Source organism: Bacteroides reticulotermitis JCM 10512, from assembly GCF_000517545.1.
GTDB classification, from domain to species: domain Bacteria; phylum Bacteroidota; class Bacteroidia; order Bacteroidales; family Bacteroidaceae; genus Bacteroides; species Bacteroides reticulotermitis.
The window spans coordinates 16522-28740 of record NZ_BAIV01000043.1; the positions used below are offsets into that span (position 1 = coordinate 16522).

Sequence of the window (12219 nt, forward strand, 5' to 3'; positions counted from 1 at the left end):
TCGTTCGTGGTATTAAAAATTAAATCGCATTTCGAGCCTGAAAAGATTGGGATTGCTTAGAAGTTCAGGGCTGTTTACATATCCGTAAGAAGCATTTATCAATAGTTTATTGAAAAACTTCTTCCCTATCTCTATATCAAATTCAGAATTAGGGTCGTTTTTTGTCTGACCGACATACTGAACTTTCAAATGTGCCTTTAATTTAGGAATTGTATGTTTAACCGATAACATATAGAATGGCATATCAGGCGTATCAAATCGCAAAACTGTTCCTGCTAAAATATTACTGAACGAATTACTTGATTTGTTTTCGCTATCTCCATTATCGGAATCAAAAGCTGTTTGACCATAATATGAAGCACTAAAAACAGTACGGTGTGAGTTTTGCCACATAACGGATTTTTCAAACTTAGCACAATAAATCAAGGCAGAATTGCCACCCGAAGAATATAACAATTCGGGTTTCAGCCAATATCCGTTACCGATTTCAATGTTTGAATATACTCCACCCATTACCGTAGGCGTTTTTATCCAACTGCCAAATTCGGAATATAGAGCCAACCCAACGGTTTCGACATGAAGAAAAGACCGTGATTTTTCGCCACCTAACCCATCGTCCGAAAACTCATTATCTTTTGCCGAGGGACGAAAACCAAGTGTCATACCTGCTAAATTGGTTTGCCCTAACGACTCTCCGAGTAATGGCTGATTCATATATGGCAAAATATCATATAAATAAGCCATATTGCAAAAGGTTCCGTTTCGAGCAAAATATTTGCTTACCGTTCCGCCAAACACATTCAACCCGATACGATTAAAGTCCTTTTTATAATTCAGACCCAGCACCCGCTCATTGACCAAATAAACATCCTCCGACCGAATGGATTGCAGTCCGAGCGTAAGATTTCCCAATGAACTGTTATTCTGATAAAAGGCTTCCCTTAGTCCGGGAAAGATAGTACCTGACTTTATTTTCAAGTCATAATCTCCCTGATACCATGTTTTGAAGCCCCCTTCAAGATAGACTGTGTGCTGTTTGTTGGTATAGTTTAATCCAAATAAACTCATTTGATTTAATATCAAACTATTGGTTAAATACCCTGCACCCCCTGTCAATTCAACACCCCACGAAAAGTCCGATTCTCCTATCTGTTTTAAATTTCCACCTAATTGGCTCGGACACTCCCATTGAGCAAAAAGCGTGATGCTCATTGGAATAAAAAACAGAAGACTGACGATTTTTTTTCTCATATAGAATTGCGTTTTACTGATAATAAACCTTTTTTGCATGTACCAATACAATCGCCACACAGTATGCAATCTTCCGTGTTGATTTTTATTTTACCATCTACCGAATGAATAGCTTGTTGTTTACACGAGCGGACACAACTTTTACAATTATTACATCCACTTTCGGCAATGACAAATTTCTTTGCTCCCGGAATTTTTGTAACCCACCCTAACAATAGACCAACAGGACAGGCGGTACGGCAAAACGGTCGGTAAATTAAAACAGAAGATACCAAAAGCAGAACCAATAAGATATATCCGGTTATGTTGGAAGAAAATAGATTATAAGCGACTTTGAATGGATCGTACTTTACAAAAATAATGCTTCGTGTTATGACTAATTGCACGATTAATACCACCAATAAGCCGATTTGAATGTATTTTATAATTCTTTGCGACTTCTCTGTCGTGAGCCATTTTCGTCCGGGCGACCTGAATATAACATCTTGCAATGCTCCTAAATGGCATAACCAACCGCACCATGTTTTTCCGAAAAAATAGGTTACAACCACTAATCCGAGAAACCAAAGCATCGAAATGAAAGTAATAGGATTTCCTAAAATAAAGAGTATGACTTGGTGCAGGCTCATTATCATACATGGGCAAGCACCTCTCACAAATCCGAGATAGATGATTGATGTTAAAAGAATAAGTCCCCTGCTATTTCTTACAAGACGGTATTTAATGGTTAAACCGATGATTGCTGATAGCATCAACAATACAATAGTCTGATATAGCAAATTTTTATCAATGGGGGTTTGTGAAACTTCCGATTCGTTATCCGAAAACTCATTTAATTCGGATGAAAATTCCGAAAATTCATCATCGGAGGTTGTTGTAAATTCAGATAAATTTTCAAACTCGCCACCAGCTGGCAAAAAATCGTCAGCGACAAATGGATTCAGCGAATCAATAGTTGATACGGCGTTTAATGAATCGGTAATGCAGATAGTTGAATCGCAGGACTGAACAGGATATTCCTTGTTTTTATATTTTTCTATTGCAAAAACATACGAGCCAATTACTAACAACGTAGCGACAGAACCGAAGAATATGTATCTCTTTTTATGATATGTAAACCATCCGAATAATGTAGCCAAGACTATTACTGCCACAATACCTGCCATTTTCAACAAAACTGATGATGTTGAGGGTGCTTTCCCTCCAACTGCATATACACACGATTTGCATTTCTCCAAGAGAGGGATGCTATCTTGTGCATTTGCAAGGATAGGAAGTCCTATCGCCAACAATAGTAATAAAAGAATTATTCTATGTACTTTCATTATCTCCGAAACTTACTTTTGGGGTTTATTAAAAGAAAACACGGCATAACCGCCTTCTTTATCGCAAGTTCTTACGGCGGAAATTTTTGCTTGTCCATCTTTGGCATCACTAATTTTCTCAATTTTCACTTTAATTTGTCGTGTATAATATCCCGGCTTAATTTCTTTCCAATCGGTAGCGCCTACTATTTTCAGATTCTCATAAGTGAATTTTGTTTTTTTGATTTCCACAGGACAAACACGGTGGTTAAACTGTATTTGCACATCTACCACAACTTCATCTCCTGCCTTGTAAATCTCTTTTGCACTGTCCTTAGGAATGGATAAACGAATATCGCACGCCAAAAGCTGAAATGTAGTTAAAGTCATTAGGATTGATAACACTATTATCTTTTTCATTTCTACCTTTTGTTTTAATAGTTAAAAAATAATAAAAAGAACTCCAACGAGAATAGTAACCACAGTCAATAGGAAAGCACAAACCGCTTCTCTGCTAAAAACAGATTGTTTGGCTTTAACATAAACCCTCATCGACTGCCAGTTCATTTTAGCATGAAAGACTGATAAGACCATAAATGCAAGTCCGGAAAAGATATGGACTTCTGTAAAAAGATCTATGAATAGTTCATTTTCTAAAGCCTCAAAAATCTGGATAACAATAGCTGTTATTACCAAAACGGTGAAAGTAAGGAATAACCCCACAGAAATAAACTTGCGGCGGCTAAATGCTTTTTGATGCGATGCGTTCATTATTTTCTATTTTTATGTTCATAATGATATTTTGTTAAAATGTATATGCCATTCCCAATCCGTAATTGTTTAAACCGATTGTCGGTGCAATAACCAGACTGCTACTCTTACTTCTTTCTCCTATGCCAAATGCTTTATGAATTACGGGTAATAGCAGGTAGCCCAATTCGGCGCTTAAGATTCCTATACCTGCGCCTGCCGACACGTCGCTCAACCAATGTTTTTTATTGGTAACACGCAGCAATCCCGTTCCGGTAGCAATAGCGTAGCCGGCGACACCAATCCAAGGGGAGGTATCTTTATATTCTTTGAACAAGATATGCGCACCGACAAATGCAGTAGCTGTATGGCCGGATGGAAAGGATTTGTAATTGGAGCCATCCGGTCGTACTACATTGATTGAGCTTTTCATCGTTTGTACAATTCCGCCCATAATGATATGAGAGGTAGCCATTACGATTGTCCGATCCCGGAAGTTATGCTTTGCTTTTATCCCCATTAAATCCAGTCCATATACGGCTACAGCCGGAGCAAACTGCGAATAATCATCAATAGTCCATGCACCGATACCGCTTTTAGTCACTTCGTCGTGTATTTCATAGTCATCTGATTTATCGAACTGTGAAGCTACACCGTAAGTTATAAGTGTCGCAGGGATTATGAATTTCGAGTAAGGTGCGTTAAATATGTTATTCTTTCTTTTTCTTCCTTTCAAATTCATGTTGAATAAATACTCTTCGTTGAATTTTGATGAGTAAGTATTCGTTCTTTCGTCATACGGAAGGGCTCTAAACTGATTCCGGCTATCTATATCTATACGAGGCAGAAGGGAATCTACTTTCATGTTTAATTTCAAGTTTTCTAAACTTCTAAACTTCAAAGTATCTGCTTCTTGTGCGCTTATTTTAGAAACGACAAAAAGAAACACAATTATCACTTTAATCTTCATAATCGAACTGGGTATTTAAATTTAGTGCAAAGGTACAGTCCGACTTTGTAGATAATTAGAATGAAATTTGTAGAAATTTTGAATTTTTGAAATTAGATTGAATGAGCATGGCGAGAAAGTTGCCGCGTACTTTAGCTACCGAATGTTACAGTAAAAATATGATGTCTCTCTTCGTACATATATTCAATTTTCCAACCGTGATACTTACAGATTTTCTCAACGATAGATAATCCGAGACCATGCCCTTTAGATATTTCCTGATTTTTATAAAAACGACGAAAAATAGTATCAGCATCAAGATGTTGATTATCGCCGGTATTGGCAACAATCATCTCTTTATCCGTGAGGGTGAGGTTGATGCAACCCTGCGGTTGATTATAACGAATAGCATTCGTGAGCAGATTGTTGAGAAGGCTCACAAACAATACCTTGTTTGCTTTCAGCATACAATTATCCTGTATATCGGAATGGAAGTCCAATTCGTCATCCTCAATCATCATAGATATATTGGGAAGAACATCTTGTACCAATTGGCTTACATTTATCAACTCGCCTGCGGTCTGATTGCGATTGTCAATCTTAGCTAAAAGAAGCAGATTATTGTTCAGTCGTGCCAGATGGCTTACATTGGAATAAATGGAAGATATGATCTCAGATTGTTCTTCCGTTAGGTCGGGACGTTGAATCAGCATATCCAACTGACTTTGCATAATGGCAAGCGGAGTATGTAATTCGTGCGAGGCATTCTCCGTAAATTCTTTTTGCGACTGAAAAATGGAAATGCTATTCTTTATCATTTTTTCTAACGAATTATTCAGGCGGATAAATTCGCTGACATTGGTTTTCTGAAATTGAGGAGCGACACCTTTGTCAATAGAAAAATCTTCCAATGTATCAAGCGTTTGATAAAAGGGCTTCCATAAACGTTTTGAAACAACTTGTAGAACAAGTATCAAATAAGCTATAATAAATATTAGTGTAACTGCATATTGCGTTGTTAGAAGCTGGCCGATTTCTTCATCCATCTTTTCCAATGTATCATTACGCTGTTGCTGCAACCTACGAAGTTCTTCCATATCTATTTTTTGCACCCTTTGTTCTTCCGGTGGCAACTTGGCATTTTCCTCTACTTGAAGTAGCCAGTCCTCCCATTCATCCATGATAAAATACTGATAGTTTGCCACCTTATTCTCTAAACTTTGATAGGAAATATACATAATTACAACTGCTGCCGCTATAAAGGGAAGAAGTACCTTCCATAATAATGATTTTGACTTTTTCTCTTTCATCCTATTTCCCATTTATATCCTACACCATACACATTCTTCACATAATTAGGGCATCCCACTTTCTCCAACTTGCTTTTGAGATTCTTCACATGCGCATAGACGAAATCATGATTGGAGAGCATATCAGCCATGTCGCCGGAAAGATGTTCGGCTAAAGCAGATTTCGAGATAACCCTATTTTTATTCCCTATCAGGAAAAGGAGTAAATCGTATTCTGATTTTGTCAGCATAACCTGCTGTTCCTTGACAGTGACAGTTTTGGAGAGTAAGTCAATAGAAATCTCTCCTGCTTTAACTGTATTATTACTTCCGAAATTTTTCCTTCGCATGACTGCATAGATACGCATACTAAGTTCCGAAAGGTGAAAAGGTTTAGGCAGATAATCATCGGCTCCTATCTGTAATCCGTTCAGTTTATCTTCAAGCGAACCTTTGGCGGAGATAATGATAACGCTTTCTTCTTTATTCTGCTGTTTCAGTTCTTGCAGGATTTCCAAACCGTCTTTTCCGGCAAGCATCAAATCAAGAAGAATGCAGTCATACGAATAGAGCGTTATTTTTTCTACCGCTTCATTGTAGGTATATGCACATTCGCATACATAGTTCTCTTCCGAAAGATAATTTTTAATATTTTCGGATAGCTTCCGTTCGTCTTCTATGATTAATATTTTCATTGCCTTTGTTGTTGTTTAACTGAAAATCACATATAAGTCATCTAAATTACAACGCCAAAAGTAGGAGTTAATTTTGTAGATATTTTGAATATTCATGATTATTAACGCTCATGTATTTCTATATGATTTTCGGAGAAACAATAATACCAATACTGCCAGCATGCAACTGATGCCTCCAAATAGATACACACTCTGATAGTTGTACCAGCCAGTTATCAGACCGGCTATTGGCCCGGCAATGCCTAATGAGAGGTCGAAAAAGGCGGAATAAGCACCTAAGGCAGTACCACGCATCTGTGGTGCAACCTTTTTTATGGCAAGAATACCCAATGCCGGGAAAATAAGAGATGTACCCATACCTGTGGTAGCATATGATTCTGGATTTTCAAATTTACCGTATTTTAACAAGCAGTTTCAGATTGTCAAAGGTAAAACTCCGACAGAATATAGAAAACTAAGTAAAGTTTAGGAAATCACAAATCAATTAAGATATAGTAGATTACAAAGCAGGAAGTATCCATATTTCGGATTGTATCTAACATTCCAAATTTGTCTATGTTTTTTTGAAAATTATTAATTCAAGCCTCTCTTGTTATTCGGTTTTTTCTTTTTGCGGACAGTTTCTTTTTTAGTGCTAATCTCATGTTGCGGTTGAGTTATATTTGAAACCCCGTGCAGATCTGCTCCGGCTTTTGGTGCTTCGGGATAGCGTTCATTCAAGGCGTTAGCTGAATATTCCTTCCCCAGACGGGAACCATTCAGTACACACCTATTCTCATGGTCGATGAACGTTACCCCGGTAATGCGCCCCGCATCGTTGCGCCGGATATAGAGGTCGATGTGGTAAGCCCGGAGCCGTTCGCGTAATGCGTTTTCGGTTGGTGCATCCAGAAAGGCTTCGGCAACACGGTGGCGGGTATGCTCCCGGCTGCTATCTTTCGTAATTTTCTCGCCGGAGATTTCCATGTGCTGCTCCAACGCACCAAAGCCAGCGGTTTTCCCAAACAGGGAAGATTTCAGCGGAGTAACCTCTGCCTTTTTTCCGTCAGCGTTCAATGCCGTATATAGCAACCCCCGGTAGGTATTCCCGTCCCTTTCCCCCCGGACTTCTTCTATACCTATGTTATATAAGGAAAGTAAGGCTCGGAACTCGCCCAATGTTTGAAAGCGGTACATGGATAGTGCGGATTTGATAACCGCCGCTATCTGCCGTTTCAGGTCGCCCTTGGCGGAATCAACAGGTTTAAATTGCCATTTCTCGGAACGCTTTTGTCCTTTGGCCGGATGCAAGTTGTATTCTTTTTCCAGTTCTTCGGTTATCGCCACACTACGTTCATTCCGCTTGCCGTCATATATCTTTTTCCCGTTCTGACCGACTTGTACCGATACGATATGTATGTGTTCCCGCTCAATATCGGAATGCTTGAATACAATATAAGGCTGACTGCCCCAACCCATGCGATCCATATAATGCCCGGCAACTTCGGATAGCTGTTCATCCGAAAGATTGTCTTTAGGGTCGGGATTGAGCGAGATATGGATAACCGGCTTTTCGGTTCTAAAATGGTCGGGCATCCACCGTAAAATATCTTCTGCTGTTTCCGCTACACTGAAATTACCGTCCGCAGGTTCTCGAAGAATATGTGTTGCCAGTACCGTTCCCACTCCTTTATCCACCTTTTCCTGATTGTAAAAAAGTGCACCGTAAAGGTTGCTTCCGGTTGTAATATTGGCTACCATCGCTGTCTAAAGTCTTCGGAAAGTGCGATGATCTGTTGCCCGATAGCCGCCAATTCCGCCGTTATCTTTTCCAGTTTATAGAGCAAGGCAAGCGCTTTTTTCTCGGAAAAATGCGTGTGAAGTTCCTTTACTACCTGATTATAATTCGTTCCTACGGCGCGGAATTGTGCGTGGAATTGTGTGAGTTTAGCCACATATTCGAGCGTTCCCTTGTCGGTTTTTATCACTCGGAACGTGTCGTTAAAAACACGCGCTTTGATAAAAGCGGCTTTGGATTGAAGCCCGGAAGTTTCAAACATGGTGAGGAAACGGGCATATTCCCCGGCGGTAAAGTTTACCGAAAAACGGTAGTCCGCCGTATCTGTTTTGGTGGGTCTTCCACCTTTACCCCTTGCGGGTAAATTCTTCTTTTCCATACATCGGATTTTTAGGAGTAGCCACGGCTACGCCGATTCATAAAAAATCCGATCCCTTAGCTGGTGGCGAGAGCCGCCACTATTAAAAAGCGCCGACTTCGGAGTAGCTTTTCCTCCCCTTGCGGGCAAGCTGTTTTCTGATGCACCAAATGTAATTTGCAGCAGAAAACACAGCTTGCTCTTTGCCCCGTTGCAAAGAAATCTGTCCGTAAGGACAGACCATTGAAACAGCTTCCCGATCAAACGTCGAAGGGAGGCTCATTAACCACCGGGATCGTCATGGCGACAAAGTTACCGGACATTATAATCAGTTGCGCTATAACTGATTATGCCTCTATTAGCCAGTTGGATGCCACTCTGTTCCATAGCCCGAAAACCGCATACAACCGAGCCGAATAAGAGGTTTATTTGCAGGAGAATTTTAAAAATATGACCGACTATGCGGACGATTGATAATATGAAAAAGAGGCTGGATAGCTTAATGATTAACCGGATAAATGAAAGGTTAATCACGAGGCCGGATAACCGGCTATATGAACGGCTGATTGAAATGCCGTACCTAAGACTGTCCGGCTTGCCGATGATAAAACGGTCAGGTGCATGGCTGGTCAAACAGTCAGCCATTCAAACATTCAAACGGCTGAACTCTCTGCCATTCAAACAGCCAATCGACCGGATATAATTATGGCCTGCCATGCGGTTTGCCGGTCAGTTAATCAAGCGTATAATCAACTGTATGTATAACTAATTAAATGATTTAAAGATGGAAAAGAAAAATTTGTGTGTTGCCTTCTCTACTCAAAAGGGAGGGGCAGGAAAAACAACCCTTACGGTGCTGGTAGCATCTTATCTGCACTATGTGAAAGGCTATGATGTAGCGGTGGTGGATTGCGATTATCCGCAGTACAGCATCGCCGAGATGCGCGAGCGTGATTTGAAAATGGCAACGGACAATGATTATTACAAGTCGCTGGCTTACCAACAATTTACCCGGTTGAATAAGAGGATGTACCCGGTAGTGAAGAGTTTGCCTGAAAAGGCGGCTGAAACAGCTAAAGCATTACAGGAAAAAGGCAAGTACGATATTATTTTCTTCGACCTGCCCGGAACGGTCAATAAAGAGGGAGTAATCTATACACTTTCGATTATGGACTACATTTTTGCGCCTATCAGCGCCGACCATTTGGTTTTGAAAAGCACCCTGCGTTTCGCATCCCGCCTCAACGATACGCTTATCACTACCGGGAAAGCGAAGATTAAAGGTCTGTATCTTATTTGGAATCAGGTCGATGGACGGGAGAAATCGGAGCTGTACGATGTGTATGAACAAATCATTGCAGAACTCGGTCTTTTGGTATTGAAAACCTTTATCCCGAACAGTCTCCGGTTTCGCCGTGAACTTCTCGAATCCCATAAGGCGCTGTTCCGCTCCACCCTGTTTCCGGTAGATAAGACATTGCTAAAAGGCAGCAATGTGGATGAGCTGGTTGAAGAAGTTTTAGGAATCATCAATTTATAACGCTATGGCAAAAACAGTGAAAAAAGAAGATATAGACGAAAAAGCAATAATCGCCAGCTTCTTACAGGATGAACCAACAGACCATGATGCGCTTGTCAGGGAAAATGAAGAACCGGACAGCGAACAGCCTGCCCCGCCAGTAGAATTTCCGAAAGAAGAAACCAAGCGTAAACGGGGAAAGGAACCGGATTATGAAACACTGTTCGTCAAAGAATCCGGCATTACTGCCCGGACGGGAAAGATGGTCTATATACGGCGGGAATTTCATGACACGATTCAATCCGTGTGTCAGGTAATCGGAAACAATGAGGTTTCGCTATCGAGTTTCATCGACAATGTACTGGCGCATCATTTTGACACTTACGGCAGCGAGATTACCCGCCTGTATAATGAAAAACATAAAGGAATAAACATTATAAAAAATTCAGAGAAATGAAATTAAGAAACAGAAAAGAGCCGGAGGAAACAATGGCTGAAATGGCTTCCTATGCAGAGCAATATTTGAAGCCCGTTGAGATAGACCGTCGGGGGTGCGTGTATATCAGCAAGCGCAACCACGAAATACTTTGTTCGCTTATACGCTCGATAAATCAAAAGGGACTAACCATCGGCGGTTACATAGACAATGTAATCACCGAACACTTAGAACAACATAAGGCGGAGATAAACCATATCTACCGCCGGGAGCGGAACGACTTAATATAAACCACTAAAAATTCCAATCATGTCAGACAAAATAATCATGTTATGTATCGTGTTGGCGGCTGTCGCAGTAATAGCCGCCGTGTTTATCCGCCGTGCCATCGGTTACAGGCGGAGAGTAAAAGAAATAATCGGAGAAGGTATTCCTCCGGAAAAAATAAGCATAAAAATTACAGGCGAAGAAATATCCCATGAAGTGAGCGACTTCTATTGCAACGCTTTATTGCTTCCTGCGGACACCTCCACCCATGATGCCAAAGATGTGCTGATCCAACCTAAATACCATGCCCGTATAAAAGCAATCATAAGCAGTGCCCGGAAAAAGGGCATACCGGTAACTATGTATAGCTATATTGATAATGTACTGGCGCACCACTTTCTGTTTTTGGGAGAAGATATAACCGATTTACACCTGAGAAGAGATGATAACCATTAATTCCCATACCATACTCGTTTTGTTGATTGTGTTTGCCGTCATTTATGCCGTCTGGACAATGGTTTACCTGAATCGTTTGGGAAAAACGGAAAAGAAAAAGAACAATGCGAACGGACAAAATGAAGCAAAAACGCAAAAAGGGGGATATTATCGGCAAAAGCCGGTTTGTGTTGCCACTTTCCGGCCAGTCCCAGCCAGAAGCTACCGTAACTCCTGAAACTGAATTAGATACAAAAAAAGAGAATATATTTGCTCCCGCAAGTGTACCCGAACACCCCCGGCAAATAGCGCCGGAAGAACTGGACGATGTTTTCGGTGCTGTCCCGGAAGGCGAAACAAACGAGCCTTTGGACATCAACTATCCGCTGCAAGTTAAACCATTCCCGGAAGAAGAAGCGGAAGAAACCGAAGACGAGGACGAAAGTGAGGATTTGCCAATCAAAGGCAAACCTGTCGCCCAGGGGGTCAGTTTTGAACAAATGGGCGAAGCCTACCGCCATGTGGTACATAATCCGACAATTACAGAGGAGCAACAAGAGGAAACCGGACGTGTCCTCTTAAACCTGAAAGGAACCGATATGTTTGAAGCTATCGTTTCAGGTCAGCCCGGACGGGGCGATAAGGTAGATATCCTTATTAACACCTACCTCACGGCATTCCAAAAAAAGGTCGCCGAAAGGTCAGCGGAAAGCCTTACTCCGCAGAGTGAAGTCCCGGCGGGTTTTAACATCCGAATGTATGAGAGTAACGAATTTTAAAAAGTAAGGAAATGAAAAAGTACGATTACGGATAGCGCGATAAGCCTATTCACAGACCACTAAAATTTCAAGTAAAAACAAGTTTCACCCGGTGCGGGGCTTATCCAACCCCGCACCATCTTAAAAAAAATCAAGTTATGACAAAGAACAAAATTGAATTTCATTCTTCCTTTTTCACGCTCGGCAAAAAGTGCAAGCAATCTCTGCTCTCACTCAAGAAAAAGGTTCTTATGTCGGCGGCATTTGTCTTTGCCGCTGTTTCCTCCGCATTCGCACAGGGCAACGGAATTGGAGGTATCACCGAAGCTACCAACATGGTAACCAGCTATTTCGACCCCGGAACGAAATTGATATACGCCATCGGAGCCGTGGTCGGACTCATTGGCGGAATCAAAGTATATAACAAGTTC

The 12219-nt window shown here is 41.0% G+C and carries 17 protein-coding genes; 7 read left to right on the forward strand and 10 right to left on the reverse strand.

The genetic code is table 11. The annotated features are described in order from the left end of the window. Positions 1-12: 12 nt before the first annotated feature. The 10 genes from JCM10512_RS19515 to mobA form a co-directional block, all read right to left on the reverse strand. Positions 13-1290 carry a hypothetical protein gene (locus JCM10512_RS19515; RefSeq protein WP_148298484.1) on the reverse strand — a complete coding sequence of 426 codons (1278 nt, stop codon included), beginning with the start codon at positions 1288-1290 and terminating at the stop codon, positions 13-15. Beyond that, the gene (locus JCM10512_RS19520; RefSeq protein ID WP_044165490.1) at positions 1248-2576 is read right to left on the reverse strand and encodes a 4Fe-4S binding protein; all 1329 of its coding nucleotides are present in this window, start codon (positions 2574-2576) and stop codon (positions 1248-1250) included. The genes JCM10512_RS19515 and JCM10512_RS19520 overlap by 43 nt, the downstream gene beginning before the upstream one ends. Before the next feature lie 12 nt (positions 2577-2588). Further along, positions 2589-2975 carry a hypothetical protein gene (locus JCM10512_RS19525; protein ID WP_148298485.1) on the reverse strand — a complete coding sequence of 129 codons (387 nt, stop codon included), beginning with the start codon at positions 2973-2975 and terminating at the stop codon, positions 2589-2591. Between the two features lie 21 nt (positions 2976-2996). Beyond that, complete coding sequence (locus JCM10512_RS19530; RefSeq protein WP_044165493.1) at positions 2997-3326, reverse strand: DUF4405 domain-containing protein; 330 nt, start codon at positions 3324-3326, stop codon at positions 2997-2999. Between the two features lie 34 nt (positions 3327-3360). Then, a complete protein-coding gene (locus JCM10512_RS19535; RefSeq protein ID WP_244437340.1) occupies positions 3361-4170 on the reverse strand; it encodes a phosphatase PAP2 family protein in 810 nt (269 codons plus the stop codon). A 236-nt stretch (positions 4171-4406) separates the two neighbouring features. Then, complete coding sequence (locus JCM10512_RS19540) at positions 4407-5564, reverse strand: sensor histidine kinase (RefSeq protein ID WP_052517306.1); 1158 nt, start codon at positions 5562-5564, stop codon at positions 4407-4409. After that, positions 5561-6238, reverse strand: a complete 678-nt coding sequence (locus JCM10512_RS19545) for a response regulator transcription factor (protein ID WP_044165496.1) — start codon at positions 6236-6238, stop codon at positions 5561-5563. Before JCM10512_RS19545 ends, JCM10512_RS19540 begins: the two co-directional genes overlap by 4 nt. 108 nt (positions 6239-6346) lie before the next feature. Next, positions 6347-6595, reverse strand: a complete 249-nt coding sequence (locus JCM10512_RS19550; protein WP_044165497.1) for an MFS transporter — start codon at positions 6593-6595, stop codon at positions 6347-6349. Positions 6596-6811: 216 nt separating this feature from the next. Continuing rightward, a complete protein-coding gene (gene mobB, locus JCM10512_RS19555; RefSeq protein ID WP_052517307.1) occupies positions 6812-7978 on the reverse strand; it encodes a conjugal transfer protein MobB in 1167 nt (388 codons plus the stop codon). Next, entirely contained in the window at positions 7972-8394 is a 423-nt protein-coding gene (gene mobA, locus JCM10512_RS19560; RefSeq protein WP_044165498.1) for a conjugal transfer protein MobA, read from the reverse strand. Before mobA ends, mobB begins: the two co-directional genes overlap by 7 nt. 457 nt (positions 8395-8851) lie before the next feature. On the opposite strand from mobA, the gene JCM10512_RS19570 reads away from it, so the two are divergent. The 7 genes from JCM10512_RS19570 to JCM10512_RS19600 all read left to right on the forward strand — a co-directional run. Further along, the gene (locus tag JCM10512_RS19570; RefSeq protein ID WP_148298486.1) at positions 8852-9076 is read left to right on the forward strand and encodes a hypothetical protein; all 225 of its coding nucleotides are present in this window, start codon (positions 8852-8854) and stop codon (positions 9074-9076) included. A gap of 81 nt (positions 9077-9157) precedes the next feature. Beyond that, entirely contained in the window at positions 9158-9913 is a 756-nt protein-coding gene (locus JCM10512_RS19575; RefSeq protein WP_044165504.1) for a ParA family protein, read from the forward strand. A gap of 4 nt (positions 9914-9917) precedes the next feature. Continuing rightward, positions 9918-10349: a DUF3408 domain-containing protein gene (locus tag JCM10512_RS19580; protein WP_044165505.1), complete on the forward strand. Its 432-nt coding sequence runs from the start codon at positions 9918-9920 to the stop codon at positions 10347-10349. Then, the gene (locus tag JCM10512_RS19585; RefSeq protein ID WP_052517308.1) at positions 10346-10618 is read left to right on the forward strand and encodes a DUF3408 domain-containing protein; all 273 of its coding nucleotides are present in this window, start codon (positions 10346-10348) and stop codon (positions 10616-10618) included. The genes JCM10512_RS19580 and JCM10512_RS19585 overlap by 4 nt, the downstream gene beginning before the upstream one ends. Before the next feature lie 19 nt (positions 10619-10637). Continuing rightward, positions 10638-11051: a DUF3408 domain-containing protein gene (locus tag JCM10512_RS21665; protein WP_052517309.1), complete on the forward strand. Its 414-nt coding sequence runs from the start codon at positions 10638-10640 to the stop codon at positions 11049-11051. A gap of 104 nt (positions 11052-11155) precedes the next feature. Next, entirely contained in the window at positions 11156-11809 is a 654-nt protein-coding gene (locus tag JCM10512_RS19595) for a hypothetical protein (protein ID WP_148298487.1), read from the forward strand. Between the two features lie 203 nt (positions 11810-12012). Beyond that, positions 12013-12219, forward strand: a 207-nt coding sequence (locus JCM10512_RS19600) for a DUF4134 family protein (RefSeq protein WP_244437342.1), incomplete at its 3' end; no start/stop codon positions are given.